This window comes from Hyphomicrobiales bacterium, from assembly GCA_039973685.1.
Taxonomy (GTDB): domain Bacteria; phylum Pseudomonadota; class Alphaproteobacteria; order Rhizobiales; family JACESI01; genus JACESI01.
In genome coordinates, this window is sequence record JBDWKL010000003.1 from 1 (window position 1) to 24,256 (window position 24,256).

Sequence of the window (24,256 nt, forward strand, 5' to 3'; positions counted from 1 at the left end):
GTTTGTCGATCAAGGTGTTGCTCACTCAGATTTTGAGGGCGTGCTTTATGCATGTCGCCTGTTTGGTGGTTGGGGGAGGTTGATGAGTGTGCTTTGGATTTTGCCAAAACCCATCCGTAACTGGCTCTATATCCGCTTGGCACGGAACCGATATGCCCTGTTTGGCAAAAAAGATATGTGCGCGCTACCTGATCCAGATTTCCAAAAACGGTTGATGCTATGAAGATTTTAATCGTCGGTGGTTATGGGGTGTTCGGTGTTCGATTGGCTGAACTTTTGACCACCGATAAACATGATGTTTGCATTGCTGGTCGAAATCTCAAATCAGCTGAAGCTGCTGCGAAACGGGTCGGTTGTGAAGCATTGCGGATCGACCGGTCTGGTGACCTTTCTGCCCTTGCCGCATTCGACGTTGTGGTTGATGCTGCTGGTCCATTTCATGGCTATGGTGACACGCCTTATAGGCTTGCAAGTGAGGCCATTGAACTGGGTGTTCACTACTTAGATTTTTCAGACAACGCCGAATTTTGCGCCGGCATCGATAAGCTTGATGAACGTGCGCAGGCGGCAGGTGTTTGTGTGCTTTCTGGTTTGTCGACCGCGCCAGCAATATCGAGTGCTGCTGTGGCAGCCCTTGCAAATGACGAAACGCCAACGCTGATTGATTGTGCAATTTTGCCCGGTAATAAAAGTCCAAGAGGCTTGTCTGTTATGGCGTCTATTTTGCAGCAAACAGGACAGCCCATTTCATATTGGCGTGGCAATAAATGGGTCGATGCTGTTGGCTGGTCCAATCCTCAAACGTATGAGTTGCCCCATGGTTTTAAGCGGCAAGCATGGCAGGTTGAAGTGCCTGATAGCCATATTTTTCCTAAATATTTCAACGCTGAAACGGTGGTTTTTCGTGCGGGGCTAGAACTTGGTGTTATGCGATGGGGTTTGGCGGTAATTTCCAAAATACGCATGATCTGGCCATTCGGCGTTGATGGGGTGGTTTTGCACGTTGCTAAGTTTTCTGCAGATCTCTTGCAATCATTTGGCACGGGCATTGGCGGGATGTCGGTTATGATTCTTGTTGGGAATGAACGGCGCTCTTGGCGTTTGCTCATTGAGGGTGGCAAGGGCCCGTATATTCCAGCGGTCGCAATCCGTGCGCTGTTGCGTCGGGCTGAGCTTCCAATCGGTGCAGGTGCTGCCCTGGATGTTATTTCTCTTGATGAAGTGGAGGCGGCGTTGGAAGACCTTGGGGTTATCACAGAGCAGATTATTGAGCCTGTCGAACCTTTGTTTCTAAAGGTGTTGCAAGCAAGCTTTGGTGATCTTCCAGCCGAAGTACAGGCAACCCATAAAACGATGCATATTAGCCAATGGAAGGGACGGGCCTCTGTGCGCCGAGGGGCTGGCTTATGGCCTCGTCTTCTTGCGCTATTGTTCCGCTTTCCCGCAGCAAGCGACGATATCGAGGTGGCGGTCACAAAGGCCGTTACACCCCAAGGTGAAACATGGAACCGCCGTTTTGGTGGCTCAACCTTTAAGTCGCATTTGAAGGCAACGGATGAAGGGATGAGCGAAAGCTTCTTTCCCTTTACTTTTCTACTGGGCTTAAAGGTGGCAGACGGTGCGCTTCATTTCCCAGTAAAATCTGGGCGACTTGGCCCGATACCTTTACCAAAATGGCTGCTGCCGATCTCCGTTGCGAAAGAGACTGCGGTGGATGGGCGTTTTCACTTCGACGTAGAATTACGCGCGCCGCTGACTGGCGGGTTGATGGTTCATTATCAAGGATATTTAGAGGCGGGGGCGTGATAAATGCCTTTCACTCCCCATCCACCCCAACACTCTGCGCCTTAACATAAGAGCCTGGTGCAGCTTCAATCGCTGGGTGCTTTTTGTTCCCAATAGCGCGCGCTTTTACCTGTGCATCATCAAGGCTGCGGATCCATTTGTCCCAGTGGGGCCACCATGAGCCTTCGTGCTCGGTTGCAGTCTCTTTCCAGTGGTCGAGATTGTTGCCCTCTTCAATGGTCTCACCACTTGTCATGAAGCCATATTTCTTTTTCGCTGGTGGGTTCACGACGCCTGCAATGTGGCCTGAGCCGGCAAGTACGAACTCAACGGGGCCGCCGTAGAAGGCTGAACCACGTAGGACAGATTTTGCTGGTGCGATATGGTCATCTTTTGTGGCAAGGGTGAAGATGGGGATTTTGATGTTTGAAAGATCAATGTCTTCTCCCGCCAAGTGCACGCGGCCCTCGGTGATATCGTTCAGCATATAAAGATGACGCAGATAAAACGCGTGGTTCTTCGGCGTCATGCGGGTGCTGTCTGAATTCCAGTGCAACAGATCAAACGCGCGGGGTTCTTTGCCTTTGAGGTAGTTGTTGACGGCATAAGACCAGAACAGATCGTTGGAGCGCAAAAGGTTGAAGGTTGTCGACATGCGGCCTGATTCAAGAAAGCCGCGGTTTTCCATCACCTTTTCAAGCGCCTCAATTTGTCCTTCATCAATGAACACCAAAAGCTCACCTGCATGGGTGAAATCAACTTGTGTTGTGAAGAAGGTTGCAGAGGCAATCCGCTCGTCGCCTGTTTTCGCCATATGGGCAAGTGCGATGGAGGCGAGGGTGCCGCCCACACAATAAGCAACCAGATCAACTTTCGTTTTCGGGCAGATGGATGTCACCACATCCAACGCATCAAAAATGCCGCGTTGCATGTAGGTGTCCCATCCTGCATCGGCAAGCTCAGGCCCTGGGTTCACCCAAGACAGAACGAACACAGTGTTGCCTTGGTCGACCATCCATTTGATGAGTGACTTTTGTTCATTCAAATCGAGAATATAATATTTATTGATCCAAGGTGGCACCACGAGGATTGGTTGTTTTCTAACGTTCTCAGTGGTCGGCGCATATTGGATGATTTGGCAAATTTCATTTTGAAAAACCACATCACCCTTGGTTGTTGCGAGGTTTTTACCGACTTCAAAAGCAGTTGGCGGGGATTGCCGCAGACGTATTCCACCATCACCAGCCTTCATGTCTTCAGCAAGCATTTTCATGCCCTTAGCAAGGTTTTTTCCCTTGCTTTCTAGGGTCTCGCGCAGAATTTCAGGGTTGGTGCCAGCAAAGTTTGAGGGTGAGGCCGCATTCATCAATTGTTTGACGTAGAACTTGGCTTTGAGGCGCGTGTGATCGTCTAATGTATCGGCTTCTGTGACCAGATCATCGGCCCAATTTGCTGTAATGAGGTAGGCCTGTTTTAGAAAATCAAACAGTGGGTTTTCTTCCCATTGCTCATCTTTAAAGCGGCGATCATCTGCGGCTGGCTCGACTGTATTCTCGGCTTCTTCACCGGAAAAGCGTTTCATTGAGCTGGCCCAAAGCTCCATATATTGCTGAGTGATGCGGGTTTGAGCTTCTAGCGCTTTTTCTGGTGTTTCAACCCAATGCTTGCCGACGGCTGCGATGGATGAGAAGAAATCTTGAAAGCGATCTGACGTATCCAGGTCATTACCGCGCTGTTCAATTGGCTTCATGATGGCAGCAGCAACATTACCAATTTCGCTCATTGCTTCGCTGGCATTGCGAGCGAAACTTTCAGGATCATCCAACAGATTGTTTAAATTGAAAGCTCCCGTATTTTCGTCCCCACTGATTTTCTCATCAGCTACCTTAGATTTTTTGCTTGTGTTCTTGTCGATTGGTTGATCACTTTTAGCCGTCATCGTGCCTGCGGGCTCCAGTATTTATGTCGCTGTTATATTAACTACTTATTTTTGACAAAAATGTCTCGCAAATAGTTGTTATTTAGTCCTCATGCATAGCAGGTTTGCAGCTATTGTTGAAATAACGTCTTGTAGAGCTTAATAACTGGACAGGCTGGTTGTTGGTTTGTCTAAATTGGTGGCGATTTGACTGATATGCTTGTTTATTGAGTTTATGGCGTTATGACGTTATGACGTTTAAAAAGTTCTTGTCGCAAAATCCGCGGTAGTGATTCTAGAAAGTGTACGGCTCATCGATGTTTAACTTTGAACAAATGGCAATTGCGATTGGAAGGCACTTTGTGAAAGTGCTTGTTGGATTGTTGCTTGTTGCTTTGGCAGGGTGTACGGCCACAACGGAGCAGGGCGCGTTTGACTTTGAAACGCAACGCACCGGTTCTGTTGATAAAAAGGGCTTTCCAGTTTTCGTCGGTGGGAAATATGACCGCAAGGTTCCCTTAAAACCCACAATTGAACGAGCCCGCCTTGATGCCGAATTGCAGGCGCTTGGTGATTCTCGCAAAAGAACGGGAAGTGATATTGAGGCCCAACGAGCTGAGCTTTCCCAACAACGCCTTCAAACGATAGCCCGAACTCATGGTGACGAAGCGCGCGCTGAAATTGCTGCTGCTTGTAAAGAGCAGGAAGATGGGGAAATTGTTTGCAAAGGCGACTAAACTCGTTAAATCATCAAACAATTCCCTTAAAGTCGCAATTCCTCCCAAACGCCTAAAGAATTCGAGATAATAATGGATACTTTTCATTCGGTACGACGCTTACCCCCTTATGTTTTTGAACCGGTCAATAAACTAAAGGCCAAAGCCCGCGCCAATGGAGAAGATATTATTGACCTTGGCATGGGTAACCCTGATTTGCCGACGCCGCCGCATATTGTTGAGAAACTTGTGGAAACGGTGCAGCGCCCGGAGACACACCGTTATTCGGTTTCCAAGGGTATTAATGGATTGCGTAAAGCGCAGGCTGCGTATTATGAGCGACGTTTTGACGTAAAGCTGGACCCAGAAACTGAAATTGTTGCGACCCTTGGTTCGAAAGAGGGCTTTGCCAATATGGCGCAGGCCATTACGGCACCGGGCGATGTGGTTTTGGTGCCTAACCCAACTTATCCAATCCACGCTTTCGGCTTTATCATTTCAGGCGGTGTTATTCGTTCTGTGCCTGCAACGCCAAACGAAGAGTTCTTTTATGCGTGCGAGAGAGCCGTGCGTCACTCAATTCCGAAACCATTGGCGCTGATTTTGAATTACCCATCCAATCCGACCGCCTATGTGACAGATTTGGATTTTTATAAAGACTGTGTGACGTTTGCGAAAAGGCACGACATCTTCATTCTTTCAGACTTGGCCTATTCAGAAATCTATTTCGACGATAACCCGCCACCTTCTATCTTGCAGATTGAGGGCGCGAAGGATGTCGCCGTTGAATTTACCTCCATGTCCAAAACCTATTCAATGCCTGGTTGGCGCATGGGTTTTGCGGTGGGTAATGAGCGGTTGATTTCAGCGCTAGCACGGGTGAAATCTTATCTAGATTATGGCGCATTTACACCCATTCAGGTGGCCGCAACGGCAGCCCTTAATGGAGATGATGCTTGTATTGCAGATGCGCGGAAAATCTACAAAGACCGACGCGATGTGATGGTTGATGCCTTCGCTCAAGCGGGATGGGATATTCCATCACCGCCAGCGACAATGTTTGCTTGGGCGCCGATCCCTGATGCTTATCAAGATATTGGATCACTGGAGTTTTCCAAGTTGCTTGTTGAAGAAGCAGGCGTTGCTGTCGCTCCTGGAATTGGCTTTGGTGAGTATGGTGACAAACACGTCAGGCTCGCGCTTGTGGAAAATGAACAACGAATTCGCCAAGCGGCGAGAAACGTGAAGCGCTTTCTTGCGCAATAGCGTTTGACAGTGCAGAAGAAATAACGTTTTGCAACACCAACGCGTGTTTGCTTCAAGAAAGTAGAGAAACTATGTCTAATACCGTTCGTCTTGGGATCGCTGGCCTTGGTACGGTTGGCGCAGCCCTTGTCCATATTATTCAAAGCAAAGCCAATCAGATGATTGCAGGAAGTGATGTTGAGCTTTCAATCTCCGCTGTGAGCGCTCGCTCGCGCGATAAGGATCGTGGGTTTTCGATGGATGGCATGACGTGGTTTGATGATCCGGTTGCCCTTGCACAAAGTGATGATGTTGATTTGTTCGTAGAGCTTATCGGTGGTGATGAGGGCTCAGCACGGGAAAGCGTTGTTGCAGCGCTTAAGGCTGGCAAGTCTGTTGTGACGGCGAACAAAGCATTGCTGGCTAAACACGGCGTTGAATTGGCAGAACTGGCAGAAGCAAACAATGTGAGCCTCAACTATGAGGCCGCTGTTGCTGGCGGTATTCCGATTATCAAGGCAATGCGTGAATCTCTAGCTGGCAATGAAATTCGCCGCGTGTTCGGCATTATGAACGGTACATGCAACTATATTTTAACCCGCATGGAAGCTGATGAAATCTCGTTTGAAGATTGCTTGGCTGATGCGCAAAAGCTTGGTTACGCTGAGGCTGACCCGACATTTGACATTGGCGGCCATGATACAGCGCATAAGCTTTCGATCTTGACCAGTTTGGCTTTTGGCACACAGGTTTCATTCGATACAATCTATCTTGAAGGTATCCAAGAAATTACGCTTGAAGATATTAAAGCAGCTGACAAGCTGGGGTATCGCATTAAACTTCTGGGCGTTGCTCAAGCAACCGATAGCGGGATAGAGCAGCGTGTTCACCCTGCTATGGTTCCAGCTGCGTCTGCGATTGCACAGATTGATGGCGTTACCAATGCTGTGACCGTTGAAACTGATCTACTTGGATCCATTATGCTTAGCGGGCCGGGTGCTGGCGGGGATGCGACGGCATCTGCTGTTGCTGGTGACATTGCCGATATCGCGCGCGGTATAGCACTTCCAGTTTTTGGCAAACCTGCAAGCAGTCTTGCACCTTATGAGCAGGCACGCATGCGCCGCCATGAAGGTGGTTATTACATTGCTCTCAATCTTTATGATCGCCCAGGTGCGTTTGCAAGCATTGCAAACCGTATGGCTGAATGTGAAATTTCACTGCAAAGTGTGGTTCAGCGCGAAAATTCAGATGGAGCGAGAACTGATGCGGGCAACAAAGCTATGCCTGTGATCATCATTACCCATGAAACAAACGAAAAAGCGATTGCGGATGCTCTGACATTCATCAAACAAGATGGAAATGTTGTTGGTGAGCCGAAAATGATCCGTATTGAAAAGCTATCTTAAGTGCCAAGCTTGTAAGCTTAGGTATGGAATTCAGGAGAATACAAAATGGGTAAAGACATTGATGGAATGGAAAGCCTCAACCGTCAGTTGACGATGGAACTTGGGCGAGTAACCGAAGCTGCTGCCGTTGCTGCGCATGCTTGGGTTGGACGGGGTGATGAAAAAGCCGCCGACCAAGCTGCCGTTGATGCGATGCGCCGCGAACTCAACCTACTTCCAATCCAAGGCGTTGTGCGCATTGGTGAAGGGGAACGTGATGAAGCGCCTATGCTTTATATCGGCGAAGAAGTTGGCACAGGCACTGGTCCAAAGCTCGATGTTGCTCTTGATCCGCTCGAAGGCACCACGATTTGTGCGAAGAACACGCCAAACTCACTGGCTGTTATTGCATTGGCACGCACTGGCAATTTGCTTTATGCACCAGATGTTTACATGGATAAAATTGCGATTGGTCCAGGGTATAGTGCTGGCGTTATCGATCTTGAAGCACCAGCTTCTGATAACATTCGTGCTTTGGCCAAAGAAAAAGACGTAAAGCCCGAACATATTCGTGCTTGTGTGTTGGATCGTCCTCGCCATGCTAAAATTATCGAAGAAATTAGAAGCACAGGCGCCTCTGTTCGTTTGATCGGCGATGGTGATGTTGCTGGTATCATTCATACAACAGACCCAGAGGAAACTGGTATCGACATTTACATCGGGCAGGGTGGTGCACCTGAAGGTGTTCTTGCTGCTGCTGCATTGCGTTGTACGGGTGGTCAAATGCTTGGTCGTCTTGTCATCAAGAATGAAGAACAGCGTGAGCGTACCCTATCTATGGGCATTTCTGATGTGAATCAAATCTTCTCTATGGAAGAAATGGCCAAAGGTGATGTGTTGTTTGCTGCAACGGGTGTGACCGACGGGAATATGCTGAAAGGCGTGAAAATGAACCGTGATAGTATCGTGACTGATACGGTCGTGATGCGGTCATCTACGGGCACTGTGCGCTATATCAAAGGTGTTCACAGCGACGTCTCAAAGTTTCAGATGTAGCTTGGCGGACAAAAACCATGCTCGAAGGGCGGACGTTCCTTAATGTTAGTCGATCAATTGGTGGTAAACGCTGGGTTGATCGTTTAACGCCCGCCCTCGACAACGTGGCGCTCGATATTTCGCAAAAGACGGGAACCGTTGATCTGGTTGCTCGTATTTTAGCAGGGCGCGATATTGCTGCTGATGAAGCAGCGGGCTTTCTCAACCCAACCATAAAAGACTTGATGCCTGACCCCTATGTTATGAAAGACATGGAGCCAGCGGCGGAGCGGTTGGCTGCAGCTATTAAAGCTGGTGAGAAGGTTGCGATCTTTGGTGACTATGATGTTGACGGTGCGACCTCGTCTGCGGTGCTTTATCGTTTCTTGACCCATTTCGGGGTGGACGCGCGCATCTATATCCCAGACCGTATCATCGAAGGTTATGGCCCGAACCCAACGGCAATCGGCACGCTGATTGATGAGGGTGCACAGCTTATCGTGACAGTTGATTGTGGTGTTACGAGTTTCGATGCCTTGGAAACAGCGAAAGAGCGCGGCGTTGATGTTGTCGTTCTGGACCATCACCAAGTGGGTGATGAACTGCCTTTTGCAACGGCTGTGGTCAATGCCAATCGGCATGACGATACTTCTGGCCTTGGCCATATGGCAGCCGTTGGCACGACCTTTATGACGGTGGTGGCAACCCATCGTTTAATGCGAGAAATGGCTGAATATTCTGATTCAGCTAAATCTTTTAATCTATTGAATTTGCTTGATCTTGTGGCGTTGGGAACCGTTTGCGATGTGGTGCCGCTTAAGACGTTGAACAGGGCATTTGTCACAAAGGGTCTAATTGCGGCTCGCAAGCTTGGTAATGTGGGGCTTGCCGCTCTTTCTCAGGTTGCGCGGGTCGAAGGTCCGCTGGCAGCTTACCATCTAGGCTTTCTGCTTGGTCCTCGTATTAATGCAGGTGGGCGCGTTGGTGATGCCAGCCTTGGCGCGCGGCTTTTGACCATGGATGATGCATACGCGGCTGAAGAGGTGGCGCAACGCCTTGATGTGTTGAACACTGAGCGCCAAGCCTATGAAAAGCTGATGCTGGAGCAAGCAGACGCACAAGCTTATGCCGAGGTTGGTGCTGATAGTGACATCTCTGGCGGGCCAAGTTTGGTGATTACGTCAGGCGATGACTGGCACCCCGGTGTGCTTGGCATTGTTGCTTCCCGTCTAAAAGACCGCTATCGCCGTCCAGCTTTCGCACTCGCCTTTGATAAGAATGGCAAGGGTACGGGATCGGGTCGCTCTATAAGCGGCGTTGATCTTGGCGGTGCTGTGCGTGAGGCAGTGGCGCAAGGTATCTTGGAAAAAGGCGGTGGTCACGCGATGGCAGCTGGATTGACTGTGGCCAAAGACAAGCTTGGTGATCTTCGTGCTTTCTTTGACGAGCGCTTGACTGCTGATGTTGAGGCAGCGCGTGCAGGTAGTTCGCTCACTATTGATGCGGCTTTGACGGCCCGTGCTGCAACTTTGGATTTGCTGGGCGAGATAGATCGTGCTGGCCCTTATGGGGCAGGGCATCCAGCCCCCGTGTTTGCCTTTCCCTCGCACCGTATCACCTACGCGGATGTGGTGGGGAATGGGCATGTAAAAGTTTCGGCGAAGTCGGCGGATGGCGCGACCCTCGCGGCCATCGCATTTAGGAGCGCCGATCAACCACTCGGCAAAGCATTGCTAGAAGGACGGCAACAACAAATGCATTTAGCAGGTACACTTTCTAAGAATACATGGCAGGGGCGCTCAAGCGTTCAACTCCGCCTCATTGATGCGGCGTTACCGTCTAATGGTTGATGTTCTCACACCCACCTGCGCCATTATTGGTGGCGGACCTGCTGGTTTGATGGCGGCAGAAACCCTCGCACTTAAAGGTGTCGACGTGCATCTGTTTGATGCGAAACCGACATTTGGCCGTAAATTTTTGATGGCTGGAAAAAGCGGATTAAATATAACAAAATCAGATCATTATGTTGATTTATTGAGACGATTTGTTGGTCGCAATAAAGAGCTTGAGTCATCTCTTTTAGATTTTGAGTCATCCAGTGTCGTTGAATGGTGCGAAGGATTGGGACAGGAAACATTTGTCGGCACGTCGGGCCGCGTTTTTCCTAAATCTATGAAGGCTTCACCACTGCTTCGCGCGTGGCTTCAAAGGCTCACAGAGCTTGGTGTGACTTTCCATGCAAGACATCGGTGGGCTGGCTTTGATGGCGCTGCGTTGTTGTTTGAAGCGCCGGACGGTCCTTTGCGCGTTGAGCCGAAAGCGACCATCTTTGCACTCGGCGGCAAGAGTTGGTCGCGGCTTGGTTCTGATGGGGCGTGGGCTGAGCCGTTCAACGGGCAGGGCGTTGAGCTTGCAGATTTTCAACCATCAAATTGCGGCTTTGATTGTGCTTGGGATGAGCACTTTTCGTCGCGCTTTGAAGGCGAGCCAGTGAAGAATGTTACCCTCACTGTCGATGGTAAATCTGCGCGCGGCGATTTTGTGGTGACGAAGACGGGTATTGAAGGTGGTGTTGTTTATACGCAAAGTGCCGCCATTCGAGATCGTCTACTCAGCGGGCAAGGGGAGATCACGCTTGATCTTCTGCCTGATGTAAAGCATGGCAAGCTAACCAATGCTTTTGCCCGTGACCGTGGCAAGAATTCGTTTTCAAACCATGCCCGCAAGGTAGCTCGCTTGAAGGGTGTTAAGTTAGGTCTTCTAAGGCTTTGTGCGCCTGATCTTGATGTTAACAACGCTGAGGATGTGGCAAGCCAGCTAAAGGCACTTAAGCTGCCTGTGACGGCTGCGCGTCCCATTGATGAAGCAATCAGTACTGCTGGCGGTGTGATGTTTGATGCGCTCGATGAGCATTTGATGCTGAAAACACGTGAAGGCACCTTTGTTGCAGGTGAAATGCTGGATTGGGATGCGCCAACAGGCGGGTACTTGATCACGGCTTGTTTGGCGACAGGGCGACGGGCAGGGCGTGGAGCTTTGGAATGGCTATCAAACGAGGGTGGCGAAAAGTGACTGCTTGGTTGGTGCACTGGCCTTGAGGCGCCGTCGTATTAATTAAGAAGTAAAACTATTTTCTTTTTAACTCGAAGCAGGTTCTAAAGACTTGTTCATTCAATAAAATTCGTTAGTGTGGCTAATCATCTGATCGGCTTTCATGTTTTGTTAGCCACACTGCGGAGGAGCAGTGTTCAGGGAAGTCGAATTGCTAACTCCATCAAGATTGAGCATTTCGACCAACTTTAAAGGCAGTCCAATGGCTGCAATAGGGAGAGAGTAATATGAGAAAATTAGCGCTTGCCGCTTTGGCAACAACAATGCTTGCAGGTTCCGTGGCAACGGCTGCAGCTGAAGACATTAAGCTTGGTGTATTCTTGGGCTTTACTGGTCCAATTGAATCGCTTGTAGCAAACATGGGCCCAGGTGCTGAGCTTGCAATCAAAGAAGTATCAGACAGTGGTGCTTTGCTTGATGGCTCAACAGTAACGGCTGTTCGTGGTGACACAACATGTACGGATGCTGCTGCGGCGACTGCTGCTGCTGAGCGTTTGATCACATCTGACGGTGTTAAAGCACTTGTTGGTGGTGACTGTTCAGGTGTAACCGGTGCAGCCCTTCAAAACGTTGCGCGTCCAAATGGCGTTGTAATGATTTCTCCATCTGCAACATCACCAGGCCTTACAACAGCTGAAGATGATGGCTTGTTCTTCCGTACAGCCCCATCTGATGCACGTCAGGGTCAAATCGTATCAGACATTTTGACTGGTAAAGGCGTGAAGAAAATCGCGTTGACTTACACCAACAATGACTACGGTAAAGGTCTTTCAGACGCTATTGCTGCAAACTTTAAGGCAGCAGGCGGCGAAGTAACAATCGTTGCAGCCCACGAAGATGGCAAAGGCGACTACGGCGCTGAAGTTGGCGCTCTTGCAGCTGCTGGCGGTGAAGTGCTTGTTGTTGCTGGCTACCTTGACCAAGGCGGCAAAGGCATCATCCAAGGTTCACTTGATTCAGGTGCGTTCGACACATTCTACTTGCCAGACGGCATGGTTGGCGATGCGCTTCCAACAGCAATCGGTGATGACTTGAACGGTTCATACGGTGCTGCACCAGGTACAGATAGCCCAGGTGCTGCGAAATTTGCTGAAATGGGTAAAGCTGCTGGTTTTGATGGCGCAAGTCCATTTGCTGGTGAATCATATGACGCTGCAGCCTTGATCATGCTTGCAATGCAAGCTGCTGGTTCTTCAGACAGTGCTAAGCTCAAAGAAAAAGTGTTTGAAGTTGCAAATGCACCAGGCGAGAAAATCTTCCCTGGCGAACTTGCTAAAGCGCTTAAGCTTATCAAAGAAGGCAAAGACATCGACTATGTTGGTGCTTCTGCTGTTGAGCTGATTGGCCCAGGCGAAAGTGCTGGTAACTACAAAGAGATTGAGATTAAAGCTCAAAAACTCTCAACTGTTGGCTACCGCTAAGCAACCCTTTTGGTTCGGGGCTTTGTCCCCGAACCATTCCCATTTTACAAGAAGACTACTTTAATGACGCAAACAGCGAAGATCGTTGTCGACGACGTGCACATGCATTTTGGCGGCATTAGAGCGGTCGATGGTGCATCAATCAGTATTGAAACTGGATCAATCACCGGATTGATCGGGCCGAATGGTGCGGGCAAAACAACCCTGTTCAATGTGATCGCGGGGGCTTATCAACCGACCTCTGGCAAGGTCTATTTGGACGGTGAAGACATCACCGGTTTGAAGCCGCATGAACTGTTTTCCAAGGGCATGTTGCGGACGTTCCAAATTGCCCATGAATTTTCCACACTCTCCGTGCGCGAGAACCTTATGATGGTTCCGGGTGATCAACCGGGCGAAAGCTTGATTGATACATGGATACGTCCGGCCAAGGTGCGCGATGCTGAAGAGCGTGTGCGTGAAAAAGCAAACGATGTCATAGAGTTTCTCGAGATTTCTCATGTAGCCGACGAACTTGCTGGAAATCTATCCGGCGGTCAGAAAAAGCTGCTTGAACTTGGCCGCACTATGATGGTCGACGCGAAAATTGTGTTTCTTGATGAGGTTGGCGCAGGCGTAAACCGTACGCTGCTTAATACCATTGGTGATGCGATTTTGAGGCTTAATAAAGAGCGTGGTTACACGTTCTGTATGATTGAGCACGATATGGAATTTATCTCCCGTCTTTGCGATCCCGTGATCGTCATGGCTGAGGGGAAAGTGCTGGCTGAGGGCAGCGCGGAAGAGGTCAAATCTAACGAGGAGGTGATCGAAGCCTATCTCGGGACTGGCCTTAAAAATAAACCGGCAAAGAAGGGAGCCAAGTCATGAGCTTCCTAATCGGTGAAAATATGACGGGCGGATACGGTGGCGCTGACATTCTCCACGATTGCACAATCGGTGTTGAGAAGGGCGAGATTGCTGTGATCGTTGGTCCTAATGGTGCGGGCAAGTCCACGGCGATGAAAGCCGTGTTTGGTATGCTTGATATTCACACGGGTGCTGTGAAAATGGACGGCGAGGACATCACCAAGCTGTCACCACAAGATCGCGTTTATAAAGGTATGGCCTTTGTGCCGCAAACTTCCAATGTGTTTACGTCTATGAGCGTTGAAGAAAACCTCGAAATGGGGGCCTTCATTCGTGAGGATGATTTTGCGACCACGATGGAACAAGTGTTTGAGCTGTTCCCGATTTTGAAAGAAAAACGCCGCCAACCGGCTGGTGAACTTTCTGGTGGTCAACGCCAACAAGTGGCCGTAGGGCGGGCACTTATGACCCAACCAAAGGTTTTGATGTTGGATGAACCGACGGCGGGTGTATCACCCATCGTGATGGACGAACTTTTCGACCGCATTATCGAAATTGCCCGCACGGGTATCGCGATTTTGATGGTTGAGCAAAACGCCAAGCAAGCATTGAACATTGCCGACAAAGGCTATGTGTTGGTGCAAGGGCGCAATCGATATACGGACACGGGTGAGGCGCTAATGGCTGACCCTGAAGTCCGCAAAGCGTTCTTGGGGGGCTGATCAAATGGAAATTTTAAACGCCCTCATTGTCTTTACCAATTTCGTCTTCGTGCCAGGGCTTGCTTATGGCAGTCAATTGGCGTTGGGTGCGCTCGGTATCACAATCGTCTACGCCATTTTGCGCTTTTCAAATTTTGCCCACGGCGAAACCATGTCATTTGGTGCGATGTTCTCGATCCTGTTCATGTGGCTGTTTAAATCGTGGGGTATTACGGCAGGCGTTTTGCCAACCGTTCTATTGGCTTTGCCTTTTGGTATTGGCGCCACGATTATCATGGTGCTGATTTCAGACCGCTTTGTTTATCGCTTCTACCGCAAAAAACGCTCACTGCCGGTTATCTTCCTCATTGCCTCAGTCGGTATCATGTTCTTCATGAACGGTATGATCCGCTTTATTATTGGGCCAGATGATCAGCGGGTGTCTGATGGCGCACGCTTTATTATCAAGGCGCGTGATTTCAAGCAGATGACAGGGCTGGACGAGGGGCTTGCTATTAAGACCTCGCAGGGGATTACAGTAATCACCACCATCATTTGTGTAACGCTGCTGTTTTGGTTCTTGAATAAAACGCGCTCTGGTAAATCCATGCGCGCTTATTCAGATAACGAAGATTTGGCGTTGCTTTCAGGCATCAATCCTGACCGCGTTGTGATGATTGCTTGGATACTGGCTGCAACTCTTGCAACCATTGCTGGCACGCTTTACGGCCTTGATAAGAGTTATAAACCGTTCACCTTCCAGCAGCTCTTGCTACCAATCTTTGCTGCCGCAATTGTTGGTGGGGTGGGGAACCCTGTTGGTGCCGTGGTCGGTGGCTATGTCATCGCGTTTTCGGAAGTCACCGTGACTTACGCTTATAAGCGCGTCATCACCTACCTCGTGCCCGAAGACTGGGCGCCGGAAGGCTTGGTTCAGCTTTTGTCGACGGATTACAAATTCTCCGTTTCCTTTGTCATTTTGGTGGTGGTTCTACTCGTGAAACCAACCGGTATCTTTAGTGGGAAGACATTATGACGACACGTATTCTCCTTCTTTACGGTGCAATGATTGGCCTGCTTGTTTTAGTCGGCCTGTTACAAAGTTGGTCGGTTGCTTTCGCCATCCTCAATCTGTGTTTAATCTCAGCTGTCATGTCCATGGGTGTGAACATGCAATGGGGCTATGCTGGACTGTTTAACGCGGGCGTCATGGGCTTTGCAGCTCTTGGTGGCGTTGCGGCTGTGCTGTTTTCAGTGTCACCTGTACCTGAGGCTATTCAAGCGGGCGGTAGTGACATTTGGATTGCGATCGTTCTATTCATCCTCACCATTGTCGCAGGCGTTTATAGCTATAAGCGGTTGAAGATATATGGCCCGCCAGGTTTGTTCCTTGTCGCTGTTATCGTGGCCATTGGTTATATCGCTGGTCGCACCTTCTTTGATCCAGCGGTTAAAGCGATCGAGCTGGTCGAACCAGCACGAACGGGCTATCTGGGTGGTCTTGGTCTGCCAATCATCATCTCGTGGATTTTCGGCGGTGTGTTGGCGGCGGGTGCTGCTTTTGTTGTCGGCAAAATTTCGTTGGGCCTGCGCTCTGATTATCTGGCGATTGCAACACTTGGTATTTCTGAAATCATCGTGTCATTTTTGAAGAACGAAGATTGGCTGACGAGAGGCGTTAAAAATGTTGTCGGTCTGCCGCGTCCGGTTGCCTATGAGGTGGATATTCAAAAGTCGCCTTACTATCAGGAATTGGCCGCTGATCTTGGTTTTAACATCGTTGAATTCTCGTCTTTGTTCGTGAAGCTCAGCTATGCAGGGCTTTATCTGATTGTGATGCTTGTGGTGCTTTATCTCTGCGAAAAAGCACTGCGCTCCCCGTGGGGCCGTATGATGCGCGCTATCCGAGATAACGAAGTATCTGCCAACGCGATGGGCAAGGACGTGACGGGTCGTCACCTACAAATCTTCGTTCTTGGTTCCGCGGTGATCGGTCTTGCAGGCGCAATGCTAACAACGCTTGATGGGCAATTCACCCCGACCTCCTACCAACCATTGCGCTTCACCTTCTTGATTTGGGTGATGGTGATCGTTGGCGGTTCTGGCAATAACTTTGGTGCGATATTGGGCGGGTTCTTGATCTGGTTTGCATGGGTCGAAGCTGAACCGCTCGGCCATTGGCTGATGAGCATCATCACGTCGGGCCTTGCCGAAGAAAGCACCTTGCGCGCTCACCTGATTGAAAGTGCTGCCCATATGCGACTGATGACCATGGGGCTGATATTGCTACTGGTGCTGAGGTTCAGCCCGCGTGGGTTGATACCGGAGGCGAAGCGGTAGCAAACCGCTTAATTGCCTAAAGTAGCGTTCGTTGATGGAAGTGCAGGCCGCATTTGGCCTGCATTCAAAATGGGGGTTATCATGAGCAATAAGCCAGATCTTGCGGCCTTGTTTGGCGCGACGGAAGCGAAAACGTTTCTCGGCCTAGAAGCCTGCGAAGACTTAGAGACAATTGACGCATCATCGGCCTTTATCGGCGCACCCTGTGCAACACCTTACGGATCAGTTGGTGCCTATGCTCAAAATGGTCCGGCGTCATTGCGCAAAGCCATCAGCTCACTCACGGCAAATATTGATCGTCACAACTTTGACCTTGGCGGGCCGACCTTCGCTGAGGGCATGAAACGTGCGGTTGATTGTGGTGATCTGCCTTGGAGTGACAGTGATTTTGCTAAGAACAGGCAAACCATACGAAACGCCATTTCCACTGTCGTCAGTCGTGGGGTGGTTCCAATTTTGGTGGGTGGTGACGATTCCATCCCAATCCCCATGCTTGATGCGCTGGGAGATACGGGCGAGAGCTACACGATTTTACAGATTGATGCGCATATTGATTGGCGCGAGAGCCATATGGGCGAAACGCTTGGGCTGTCATCCACAATGCGGCGTGCGTCTGAAATGGATCATATAAAGAAGATCATTCAGGTTGGCGCCCGTGGCATTGGCTCTGGCCATTCCTCAGATTTTGATGACGCAGTTGCATGGGGCGTGAAGTTTTTCACAGGGCCAGATGTGCATCGCCACGGCCTTCAGCCAGTGATTGAAGAATTAGGGGCGGGGGACAATATTATCCTGTGTATCGACGTCGACGCCATGGACCCCTCAATCGCCCCCAACACCATTGGCCGCGCACCTGGGGGCTTGAGCTATTATCAAGTTCTAGAATTGATCTCTGCCGCCAAAGACCAAGGCCGAATTGCCGCCGTCGATTTCGTGGAAATCATGCCGGAGGTCGATGTCGATGGTATCGGCGGACTAACGGTTTCTCGGTTGGTTGCAACGACCATGGGTCTGATTGCTCGGCAGCATGAGGCGGGGCGGTGAGCTAGAACGTTGAGGACGTAAGTAATTGGTTTGCTGTGAGTGTGATCTCGGCACACCAATCTCTTTTATCTGTACCTTTTCAAGTGGAATAACATTATGAATAGCCTGCAGAATTGACCTATTTCATAGACTGATAAGAATATCGTGGGTTTTGAAAGGCTCGCTAATATCTTCAGCAGATGACCGAAGTTCTTCGATGTGCTGCTCACGAATTCGGTTCAATCGCCTTTTCCTTATCCAGTAGTATGTGGGAATAGTGATTATCCAAAAGAACAGCATAAACCAGCCTAATGCTACGTTCACAAAGACGAAACTTCCAACGGTTGTCATAATAAGAACCAAAGCGATGATACGATCATTAAGGAGACTGACGCCCATCTTATGGTGTTTCGCCAAAGCTTCGCCTTGAGACATCCCTGACTTAGCACCATTGAGGTCTGTCAGTGCAGCACCAAGATCACCAAGATCATTTCCTCTACTCATCAGTTTCACACCTTCACGGGTACTGGGCTTTTCTGAGTTTATCGGTCCTATTTTACATTGTAAATGTTGCTAACTTTCCACCAATTGTTTTCATGGCCCTCTCAGAAGGTTTTGCAACCTTGGAATTCTCCCTCAAGAGGCATTACCACTAATCCAAACATGGTAGCTTTGTCCGCATTGCTGACATTAGCTGCGCCCGAAACTGTTTGCACTTCGGTGTCGATGCAAACAAACTCTATCACTCAGCCGCTTGCACAAACCCACCAATAGCATTGTTCATCATGTAGCCGTTGCGTGTCTGCGGGGTTTTCATACCCAGTGCGTCGCCTGCGATTTGGTTGCGGAGGATTTCTGCCGTGCCGCCGCCGATGGTGAACATGCGGACATCGCGGTACATGCGTTCGATTTTTTCATTCGATCCATAACCGCGTGCGCCGAAGATTTGTAGGGCTTCGTTGACGACCTTGATCGCGGCTTCGGAGGCGAAGAGCTTCGCTTGTGCTGACTTTGCCATATCAGGGAAGGGAATGAGGTCCAGTGTGCTTTTCGCAGCGTCATGCAGCATGAGGCGGGCGGCGTTGGTTTGTGTTTCCATATCCGCGATTTTCCACTGGAGACCCTGAAATTCTGCGATGGGGCGGCCAAATTGCTCGCGCTCTTTCATGTAGCGTTTTGCTTCATCAAGGGCACCAGCGGCGACCCCAAGAGCAATGGTGCCTGCACCAACACGTTGGGCATTATAAGCTGTCATCAAATCACCAAAACAACCTTGCGGTCCTGATGGCGTTTCAAGACGCATGGAGGCGTCCACAAAAAGGTCGTCAAATTCTAGGTGAGCTTCCGGCATGCCGCAAAGACCCATGGTCCGTTCACGGCCAGCCACATGAAAGCCTTGGGTCGGGTTGTTATGATCGATCACGACGATAAACGCGCCAATGCCTTCGCTGCGACCTCTTTCATCAAGCACGCGTGCAAAGATGAGATGAATTTTTGAAACGCCGCCACCCGTGATCCAATGTTTGGCACCATTGAGGATGTAGCCATCACCAGAACGCTTCGCTGTGGTCTTCATAGAGGTGGCAGCACTGCCAACATCTGGTTCGGTAATGCAAATGGCGGGTTTGTCGCCTGCTAAAACGAGGGGGGCACAGAGCTTCTTTTGCTCTTCAGTACCGTAATGCATGATAGCGCCAATACCGCCCATATTGGCTTCAACGAAAACGCGAGCGGTGAGCGTGCAATGGCGGGCAATTTCTTCAGCGACGAGGGTTACTTCAAAGGGGGTCGCGCCTTTGCCGCCGTAACGGGTTGGGATGCTCATGCCCATGAGGCGAGCGTCTACCATGTCTTTGACATTTTCCCAGCAATAGCGGCGTTCTTGATCGTATTCAGCAGCGCGGGCAGCAAATTTGGTCGTTGCAAGGTCGCGTGCGAATTCTTGTGCTTCAGTGACGACTGGCTGCATGGTGAATACTCTCGATGAAATTTGCCCTAAGGGCTAAGTGTCGAGGATTTGCAAATTTTAAGCAATCGAATTAATGTGTATCATATCTTCATTAATTTTGAATATAATCCTGCGATGAACTTGAAAAACCTCAATACTTTGATTGCCATTGCGGACAATGGATCGTTTCAGCAAACAGCTCTCCAGCTGAACATGACGCTTTCCGCTGTTAGTATGCAGATGAAAGGTTTGGAGGAGGAGCTTGAAGTGCTGCTTTTTGACCGCACGCATCGGCCACCGAAACTCACGCCGATGGGGCGGCGCGTTGTTGAGCAAGCCCGCGCTGTATCGCGCACGAGTGCTGAGCTTTTTGCTGTGTGCAAACAGGGAGAGGGGCTGACTGGTGATTTTCGTATCGGCTTTGTTGGAACCTCAAGTGTGCGGCTGCTGCCTCGCTTCATGATGAATGCCCGTGCTCACGCGCCACAAGCATCTTTTGCCGTTCAAACAGGCCTTTCTGATGATTTGGTGGAGCGAATAAGCCACGGTGATCTTGATGCCGCCGTTGTAACAAGCGCCAGTTTGCCGCGTTCTATTAAATCCCATGTTTTGGCGACTGAAGAATTGCTCTTCTGCCTGCCAGAGCAAGCGGGTGAATGGTCGATTGAGCGCTGTATGATGGAATTGCCCTTTATCCATTTCATGCCCAAAACGGGTATTGGCCAACTCATCGCAGATCATTTAAGCGAACAACGGTTGGCACCCAAAGAGGTGATTGTTCTTGATAGTGTGGAAGCGGTGGCCGAATGCGTTCTAGCGGGCGCGGGCTTTGGTATTTTGCCAAAACCAGACGTGGAACGCCATGCGAATGAGGGCATTTCTCTTCGCCCGCTTGCGCCTAAAGCTGTGACGAGGCAATTGGTTTTTGTCCATCAACGTCGCGGTGTAATCGCGGACAATGTGGATGAGATACTCAGCTTCTTTGATTGCTGAGCATTGGCTGCGCTAATAGGTTGAGCGACCGCCTGAGATGTCAAAAGCTGAGCCTGTTGAGAACGAACATTCTTTGCTGGTTAAAAAGCAAACGAGGGCTGCGATCTCCTCAACCAAGGCAAAACGGCCCATGGGTACTTTTGACAGCATAAACGCAATGTGCTCTTCGCTCATTTGATCGAATATTGCGGTGCGTGCAGCGGCTGGTGTTACGCAGTTCACCATGATGTCGTGCTTTGCCACGGCCAATTCTTTGCCGAGTGATTTTGTTAGCCCGATGACGGCTGATTTTGAAGCGCTGTAAGCGGGCGCGTTGGGGTTGCCTTCTTTACCAGCCACAGACGCGATATTGACGATACGGCCATAGCCGCCGTTGATCATGTGGGGGACACAGGCGCGGTTGCAATAAAACAGGCCGTGGACATTCACATCAAACACCTGCTTCCAATCATCAACGCCATAGGTCCATGTGGTCGTGTTGGGGCCAGTTATGCCAGCGCTGCAAATGAGACCATCAATACCGCCTAAATCCTTAGCAACGCGGTCTGCTGCCTCCTGCACGGCGTCAGCGTCGGTTATGTCGACTTGCATGGCATGGGTGCGGTCGCCAAGCTCACCTTTAACGGCATTCAACGCTTCTTGATCATGATCCCATAAAACGACGGTCGCGCCTTCGTTGTGCATGCGTTCAGCGATGGCTTTGCCAATACCTCCAGCGCCGCCCGTAATGATCACGCGTTGGCCTTCATAGCGACCATCAAAACAATCTGCCTGCATTGAATCTTCTCCCGAATTTTGTGAGTTTAATTTGACTGCATTCTAAGGGGTAATCAATAGCCTAGAGTATGCTAACGTGCTGGGACTGATTTGGTTTTAAAGTGAACGTAGCGATGCAGATATTTTTGAAATTTGTTGGGCTTTTGTGTTTGGCACTAGGGCTTGCCTTTGTTTTTGGCCCGCGTGAACCGTTTGACGGTGAGGTGACCTTTGATCAAGCGTCTATCGGTGATGACCTTGATCAATATCTCGTCCAACAAGAGAACAAGTTTAGCGACATTCGGCAGGGTTTGAACAAGCAAATTATTTGGCATGGCGAACGCGGTGCGCAAACGGACATTGCGATTGTCTATCTGCACGGATTTTCAGCCTCATCCGCTGAAGTGCAGCCAGTGCCTGATCAAGTGGCGAAAGCGCTTGGTGCTAATCTTTATTACACAAGGCTGAAGGGCCATGGGCGCACGGCGGAGGCGATGGCTGAGGCCAACGCTGATGACTGGTTGAATGATGCAGCAGAAGCGCTTGCCATTGGTGCGCGGTTGGGTAAGAAGTTGATTGTGGTTTCTACCTCGACAGGTGGTTCGCTGGCCGCTTACCTTCATGCCCATAAGCCTGAATGGGGCGATATGATTGCGGGCCATGTGATGATCTCACCCAATTTTGGCCTCGCTGATCCAACCAGTGCTTTGTTAAGTTTTCCTTTTGCACGGCAATTTGTGCCACTGATCCTTGGGCCGATGCGCGGAAGAGCATCAAGCAATAGGTTGGTTCAACATGTATGGACTATACCTCATGCAACATCGGCTCTTATGCCGCTTGCCCGTATTACCAATGAAGCCAACGAGGCGCCGCTTGAAAATATTGATGTGCCAACGTTGGTTTTTCGCTCATTACAGGACAAAACCGTAAGCCCAAAGGCGACAGCAAGTGCGATCAATCGGATAGGCGGAACGGTTGAGCAAGTCTTGATTGATCAATCAGGCCACCGTAACCATCATGTGCTTGCTGGTGATGCTGTAAGCCCGCGAACAAACGGCCTTGTGACCACCACAACCGTTGAATGGATAAAACGTCTAAAATAGAACCAGAGTGGACTATCCAATCGTTTGTTTTGGTCCTATCGAAAATTGGTCAGATACCGTTTTCGTGCTACATGGAAACTTGCCCGCGAAACGGATGCCTTTCGCTTAGCTTATAGAGAAATTTTGGGAGACATGGTCCAATGAAAATGACCACTGAAGAGGCCTTTGTAAAAGTCCTGCAAATGCATGGTATTGAACACGCTTTCGGGATTATTGGCTCTGCTATGATGCCTATTTCCGATCTGTTCCCAAAAGCTGGCATCAAGTTCTGGGATTGCGCCCATGAAACCAATGCAGGCATGATGGCAGATGGCTACACGCGTGCCTCTGGCAAAATGTCTATGATGATCGCGCAAAACGGTCCGGGCATTACCAATTTCGTGACGCCTGTAAAAACCGCTTACTGGAACCACACACCGCTTTTGCTGGTGACACCACAGGCTGCGAACAAGACAATCGGGCAGGGTGGCTTCCAAGAAATCGAGCAGATGAAATTGTTCGAAGACATGGTTTGCTATCAAGAAGAAGTGCGTGACCCGTCTCGTATGGCGGAAGTGCTCAACCGTGTGATCGAAAAAGCATTTCGTGGTTGCGGTCCAGCTCAAATCAATGTGCCGCGTGACTATTGGACGCAAGTAATTGATGTGGAGCTTCCACAAATCGTGCGCCTAGAACTTCCAAGTGGTGGTTTGACTGCGATCCAACAAGCAGCTGACCTTTTGTCAGAAGCTGAATTCCCCGTCATCTTAAACGGTGCGGGTGTAGTGATCGGTGGTGCTATTCCTGAATCTGCTAAACTGGCTGAGAAATTATCCGCGCCTGTATGCTGCGGCTATCAGCACAATGACGCTTTCCCAGGTAGTCACCCGTTATCCGTAGGCCCTCTCGGCTACAACGGCTCTAAGGCTGCGATGGAGTTGATTGCGAAAGCCGATGTGGTGCTTTGTCTTGGCACGCGCCTCAATCCATTTTCGACCTTACCGGGCTATGGCATCGACTATTGGCCGAAAGACGCGAAGATCATTCAAGTTGATATCAACTCAGACCGCATTGGCCTGACCAAGAAAGTAACAGTTGGTATTCAAGGTGACGCGAAGATGGTGGCTGAGCAATTGCTTGCTAAGCTTTCACCAAGTGCGGGCGATAAAGGTCGTGATGAGCGTGAAGCTTTGGTCCATCAAACCAAGTCAGCATGGCTTCAGCTTCTATCCTCCATGGACCACGAAGATGATGACCCAGGCACAGACTGGAACGAACGCGCGCGTGACCGTGAGCCAGATCGGATGTCTCCTCGTATGGCTTGGCGCGCAATTCAAGCAGCACTTCCAAAAGAGGCGATCATTTCGTCTGACATTGGCAACAACTGCGCGATTGGCAATGCTTACCCAACCTTTGAAGAAGGCCGCAAATATTTGGCACCGGGCTTGTTTGGCCCGTGTGGCTATGGCCTTCCTGCGATCTGTGGCGCGAAAATTGGCCGCGAAGACGTGCCAGTGGTTGGTTTTGCTGGTGACGGCGCTTTCGGTATCTCAATGAACGAGATGACGGCAGTTGGTCGTAACGATTGGCCGCCAATCACAATGGTGATCTTCCGTAACTATCAATGGGGTGCTGAAAAGCGCAACACGACTTTGTGGTTTGAAGATAATTTCGTCGGCACAGAACTGAACCTCGGTGTTGAATATGCAAAGGTGGCGGATGCATGTGGCCTTAAAGGCGTGCAAGTGCGCTCTATGTCTGCGCTGACAGATGCGATCAATGATGCAGTTGAAGCGCAAATGAAAGACGGTGTGACGACATTCATTGAATGTGTGTTGAACCAAGAGCTCGGTGAGCCATTCCGTCGTGATGCGATGAAGAAACCTGTTTCCGTTGCGGGCATTGATCCAGCAGATATGCGCCCACAGGCTGGTGCATAAGACGG

21 protein-coding genes are annotated in these 24,256 nt (G+C 50.0%); 17 read left to right on the forward strand and 4 right to left on the reverse strand.

From position 1 onward, the window contains the following. On the forward strand, positions 1 to 223 hold a 223-nt coding region (locus ABJO30_00370; GenBank protein MEP3231261.1), incomplete at its 5' end, for a DCC1-like thiol-disulfide oxidoreductase family protein. Further along, entirely contained in the window at positions 220 to 1,806 is a 1,587-nt protein-coding gene (locus ABJO30_00375; GenBank protein MEP3231262.1) for a DUF4166 domain-containing protein, read from the forward strand. The genes ABJO30_00370 and ABJO30_00375, both read left to right, overlap by 4 nt. A 10-nt stretch (positions 1,807 to 1,816) precedes the next feature. Here ABJO30_00375 and phaC read toward each other — a convergent pair whose 3' ends face one another. Next, on the reverse strand, positions 1,817 to 3,724 hold the full coding sequence (gene phaC / locus ABJO30_00380) for a class I poly(R)-hydroxyalkanoic acid synthase (protein MEP3231263.1): 1,908 nt from the start codon (positions 3,722 to 3,724) through the stop codon (positions 1,817 to 1,819). 296 nt (positions 3,725 to 4,020) lie between these two features. On the opposite strand from phaC, the gene ABJO30_00385 reads away from it, so the two are divergent. The 12 genes from ABJO30_00385 (at position 4,021) to ABJO30_00440 (ending at position 17,553) form a co-directional block, all read left to right on the forward strand. Further along, the gene (locus tag ABJO30_00385) at positions 4,021 to 4,440 is read left to right on the forward strand and encodes a hypothetical protein (protein ID MEP3231264.1); all 420 of its coding nucleotides are present in this window, start codon (positions 4,021 to 4,023) and stop codon (positions 4,438 to 4,440) included. A gap of 72 nt (positions 4,441 to 4,512) precedes the next feature. After that, positions 4,513 to 5,685: an LL-diaminopimelate aminotransferase gene (locus ABJO30_00390; protein ID MEP3231265.1), complete on the forward strand. Its 1,173-nt coding sequence runs from the start codon at positions 4,513 to 4,515 to the stop codon at positions 5,683 to 5,685. Positions 5,686 to 5,756: 71 nt separating this feature from the next. Continuing rightward, on the forward strand, positions 5,757 to 7,073 hold the full coding sequence (locus ABJO30_00395) for a homoserine dehydrogenase (protein MEP3231266.1): 1,317 nt from the start codon (positions 5,757 to 5,759) through the stop codon (positions 7,071 to 7,073). Between the two features lie 45 nt (positions 7,074 to 7,118). Continuing rightward, the gene (gene glpX, locus ABJO30_00400; protein MEP3231267.1) at positions 7,119 to 8,108 is read left to right on the forward strand and encodes a class II fructose-bisphosphatase; all 990 of its coding nucleotides are present in this window, start codon (positions 7,119 to 7,121) and stop codon (positions 8,106 to 8,108) included. A gap of 17 nt (positions 8,109 to 8,125) precedes the next feature. Then, positions 8,126 to 9,937 (forward strand): single-stranded-DNA-specific exonuclease RecJ, encoded by a 1,812-nt coding sequence (recJ, locus tag ABJO30_00405; GenBank protein MEP3231268.1) that lies wholly within the window; start codon positions 8,126 to 8,128, stop codon positions 9,935 to 9,937. After that, positions 9,930 to 11,159, forward strand: a complete 1,230-nt coding sequence (locus ABJO30_00410; GenBank protein MEP3231269.1) for a TIGR03862 family flavoprotein — start codon at positions 9,930 to 9,932, stop codon at positions 11,157 to 11,159. Before recJ ends, ABJO30_00410 begins: the two co-directional genes overlap by 8 nt. 266 nt (positions 11,160 to 11,425) lie before the next feature. Then, the gene (locus tag ABJO30_00415; GenBank protein ID MEP3231270.1) at positions 11,426 to 12,619 is read left to right on the forward strand and encodes an ABC transporter substrate-binding protein; all 1,194 of its coding nucleotides are present in this window, start codon (positions 11,426 to 11,428) and stop codon (positions 12,617 to 12,619) included. Between the two features lie 63 nt (positions 12,620 to 12,682). Next, positions 12,683 to 13,489 (forward strand): ABC transporter ATP-binding protein, encoded by an 807-nt coding sequence (locus ABJO30_00420; protein ID MEP3231271.1) that lies wholly within the window; start codon positions 12,683 to 12,685, stop codon positions 13,487 to 13,489. Next, positions 13,486 to 14,190, forward strand: coding sequence for an ABC transporter ATP-binding protein (locus ABJO30_00425; protein ID MEP3231272.1), 705 nt, complete (start codon positions 13,486 to 13,488; stop codon positions 14,188 to 14,190). The genes ABJO30_00420 and ABJO30_00425 overlap by 4 nt, the downstream gene beginning before the upstream one ends. 4 nt (positions 14,191 to 14,194) lie before the next feature. Next, the gene (locus ABJO30_00430; protein MEP3231273.1) at positions 14,195 to 15,205 is read left to right on the forward strand and encodes a branched-chain amino acid ABC transporter permease; all 1,011 of its coding nucleotides are present in this window, start codon (positions 14,195 to 14,197) and stop codon (positions 15,203 to 15,205) included. After that, positions 15,202 to 16,509: a branched-chain amino acid ABC transporter permease gene (locus ABJO30_00435; GenBank protein MEP3231274.1), complete on the forward strand. Its 1,308-nt coding sequence runs from the start codon at positions 15,202 to 15,204 to the stop codon at positions 16,507 to 16,509. The genes ABJO30_00430 and ABJO30_00435 overlap by 4 nt, the downstream gene beginning before the upstream one ends. Before the next feature lie 81 nt (positions 16,510 to 16,590). Beyond that, positions 16,591 to 17,553 carry an arginase family protein gene (locus tag ABJO30_00440; GenBank protein ID MEP3231275.1) on the forward strand — a complete coding sequence of 321 codons (963 nt, stop codon included), beginning with the start codon at positions 16,591 to 16,593 and terminating at the stop codon, positions 17,551 to 17,553. Between the two features lie 123 nt (positions 17,554 to 17,676). Here ABJO30_00440 and ABJO30_00445 read toward each other — a convergent pair whose 3' ends face one another. Both ABJO30_00445 and acdA read right to left on the reverse strand, forming a co-directional pair. Next, positions 17,677 to 18,036: a hypothetical protein gene (locus ABJO30_00445; protein ID MEP3231276.1), complete on the reverse strand. Its 360-nt coding sequence runs from the start codon at positions 18,034 to 18,036 to the stop codon at positions 17,677 to 17,679. Between the two features lie 238 nt (positions 18,037 to 18,274). After that, positions 18,275 to 19,501 carry a 3-sulfinopropanoyl-CoA desulfinase gene (acdA, locus tag ABJO30_00450; protein MEP3231277.1) on the reverse strand — a complete coding sequence of 409 codons (1,227 nt, stop codon included), beginning with the start codon at positions 19,499 to 19,501 and terminating at the stop codon, positions 18,275 to 18,277. A gap of 114 nt (positions 19,502 to 19,615) precedes the next feature. On the opposite strand from acdA, the gene ABJO30_00455 reads away from it, so the two are divergent. After that, positions 19,616 to 20,473, forward strand: a complete 858-nt coding sequence (locus ABJO30_00455; GenBank protein MEP3231278.1) for a LysR family transcriptional regulator — start codon at positions 19,616 to 19,618, stop codon at positions 20,471 to 20,473. Positions 20,474 to 20,485: 12 nt separating this feature from the next. On the opposite strand, the gene ABJO30_00460 is transcribed toward ABJO30_00455, so the two are convergent. Beyond that, complete coding sequence (locus ABJO30_00460; protein MEP3231279.1) at positions 20,486 to 21,250, reverse strand: SDR family NAD(P)-dependent oxidoreductase; 765 nt, start codon at positions 21,248 to 21,250, stop codon at positions 20,486 to 20,488. A gap of 113 nt (positions 21,251 to 21,363) precedes the next feature. Here ABJO30_00460 and ABJO30_00465 point away from each other — a divergent pair, with 113 nt between their 5' ends. Both ABJO30_00465 and xsc read left to right on the forward strand, forming a co-directional pair. Next, positions 21,364 to 22,332, forward strand: a complete 969-nt coding sequence (locus tag ABJO30_00465) for an alpha/beta hydrolase (protein ID MEP3231280.1) — start codon at positions 21,364 to 21,366, stop codon at positions 22,330 to 22,332. Between the two features lie 140 nt (positions 22,333 to 22,472). Continuing rightward, positions 22,473 to 24,251 (forward strand): sulfoacetaldehyde acetyltransferase, encoded by a 1,779-nt coding sequence (gene xsc, locus ABJO30_00470; GenBank protein ID MEP3231281.1) that lies wholly within the window; start codon positions 22,473 to 22,475, stop codon positions 24,249 to 24,251. Positions 24,252 to 24,256: the final 5 nt, after the last annotated feature.

Bases quoted from the DNA above. Each gene is read 5' to 3' on its own strand.
- ABJO30_00375 (MEP3231262.1), top strand. From the start codon at position 220: ATGAAGATTTTAATCGTCGGTGGTTATGGGGTGTTCGGTGTTCGATTG.
- phaC (MEP3231263.1), bottom strand. From the start codon at position 3,724: ATGACGGCTAAAAGTGATCAACCAATCGACAAGAACACAAGCAAAAAA.
- ABJO30_00385 (MEP3231264.1), top strand. From the start codon at position 4,021: ATGTTTAACTTTGAACAAATGGCAATTGCGATTGGAAGGCACTTTGTG.
- ABJO30_00390 (MEP3231265.1), top strand. From the start codon at position 4,513: ATGGATACTTTTCATTCGGTACGACGCTTACCCCCTTATGTTTTTGAA.
- ABJO30_00395 (MEP3231266.1), top strand. From the start codon at position 5,757: ATGTCTAATACCGTTCGTCTTGGGATCGCTGGCCTTGGTACGGTTGGC.
- glpX (MEP3231267.1), top strand. From the start codon at position 7,119: ATGGGTAAAGACATTGATGGAATGGAAAGCCTCAACCGTCAGTTGACG.
- recJ (MEP3231268.1), top strand. From the start codon at position 8,126: ATGCTCGAAGGGCGGACGTTCCTTAATGTTAGTCGATCAATTGGTGGT.
- ABJO30_00410 (MEP3231269.1), top strand. From the start codon at position 9,930: ATGGTTGATGTTCTCACACCCACCTGCGCCATTATTGGTGGCGGACCT.
- ABJO30_00415 (MEP3231270.1), top strand. From the start codon at position 11,426: ATGAGAAAATTAGCGCTTGCCGCTTTGGCAACAACAATGCTTGCAGGT.
- ABJO30_00420 (MEP3231271.1), top strand. From the start codon at position 12,683: ATGACGCAAACAGCGAAGATCGTTGTCGACGACGTGCACATGCATTTT.
- ABJO30_00425 (MEP3231272.1), top strand. From the start codon at position 13,486: ATGAGCTTCCTAATCGGTGAAAATATGACGGGCGGATACGGTGGCGCT.
- ABJO30_00430 (MEP3231273.1), top strand. From the start codon at position 14,195: ATGGAAATTTTAAACGCCCTCATTGTCTTTACCAATTTCGTCTTCGTG.
- ABJO30_00435 (MEP3231274.1), top strand. From the start codon at position 15,202: ATGACGACACGTATTCTCCTTCTTTACGGTGCAATGATTGGCCTGCTT.
- ABJO30_00440 (MEP3231275.1), top strand. From the start codon at position 16,591: ATGAGCAATAAGCCAGATCTTGCGGCCTTGTTTGGCGCGACGGAAGCG.
- ABJO30_00445 (MEP3231276.1), bottom strand. From the start codon at position 18,036: ATGAGTAGAGGAAATGATCTTGGTGATCTTGGTGCTGCACTGACAGAC.
- acdA (MEP3231277.1), bottom strand. From the start codon at position 19,501: ATGCAGCCAGTCGTCACTGAAGCACAAGAATTCGCACGCGACCTTGCA.
- ABJO30_00455 (MEP3231278.1), top strand. From the start codon at position 19,616: ATGAACTTGAAAAACCTCAATACTTTGATTGCCATTGCGGACAATGGA.
- ABJO30_00460 (MEP3231279.1), bottom strand. From the start codon at position 21,250: ATGCAGGCAGATTGTTTTGATGGTCGCTATGAAGGCCAACGCGTGATC.
- ABJO30_00465 (MEP3231280.1), top strand. From the start codon at position 21,364: ATGCAGATATTTTTGAAATTTGTTGGGCTTTTGTGTTTGGCACTAGGG.
- xsc (MEP3231281.1), top strand. From the start codon at position 22,473: ATGAAAATGACCACTGAAGAGGCCTTTGTAAAAGTCCTGCAAATGCAT.